The 857-nt window shown below is 59.3% G+C and carries 1 protein-coding gene; it reads right to left on the bottom strand.

From position 1 onward, the window contains the following. Positions 1–857, bottom strand: an 857-nt coding sequence (gene tuf / locus LNV09_RS24610) for an elongation factor Tu (protein WP_263559702.1), incomplete at both ends; no start/stop codon positions are given.

Raw genomic sequence — 857 nt, 5'->3', positions numbered from 1 at the left:
GTACGGAAGTAGAACTGTGGACGGTAGTTGTTGAAGAACGGCGTGTGACGACCGCCCTCTTCCTTCGACAAGACATACACCTCAGCCGTGAAGTGGGTGTGTGGCTTGATCGAACCTGGCTTGCTCAGCACTTGGCCGCGCTCAACGTCTTCACGCTTGGTGCCGCGCAGCAAGATGCCGACGTTGTCACCAGCTTGACCTTGGTCGAGCAACTTGCGGAACATTTCCACGCCGGTCACGGTTGTCTTCTGGACATCACGGATACCAACGATTTCGATTTCTTCGCCGACCTTGATGATGCCGCGCTCGATACGACCTGTCACCACGGTGCCGCGGCCAGAGATCGAGAACACGTCTTCAACCGGCAGCAAGAAGGCGCCGTCCATGGCACGCTCAGGCTGGGGAATGTAGCTGTCCAGCGCTTCGGCCAGAGCCATGATCGCGCCTTCCCCCAAGGGGCCTGTGTCGCCTTCCAGCGCCAACTTGGCCGAACCCTTGATGATCGGTGTGTCGTCGCCTGGGAAGTCGTACTTGGACAAGAGCTCGCGCACTTCCATTTCGACCAGTTCCAGCAACTCGGCGTCGTCCACCATGTCGCACTTGTTCAGGAAGACGATGATGTACTTCACACCCACCTGACGAGCCAACAAGATGTGCTCGCGCGTCTGTGGCATCGGGCCGTCAGCGGCCGAGCAAACCAGAATCGCGCCGTCCATCTGAGCCGCGCCGGTGATCATGTTCTTCACATAGTCAGCGTGGCCTGGGCAGTCCACGTGAGCGTAGTGACGGCCAGCCGTCTCGTACTCAACGTGAGCGGTGTTGATCGTGATGCCGCGGGCTTTTTCTTCCGGTGCTGC

It is taken from the genome of Paucibacter sp. B2R-40 (assembly GCF_025717555.1).
GTDB lineage: Bacteria > Pseudomonadota > Gammaproteobacteria > Burkholderiales > Burkholderiaceae_C > Paucibacter_A.
This window is presented reverse-complemented; position numbering and strand designations above follow the sequence as displayed.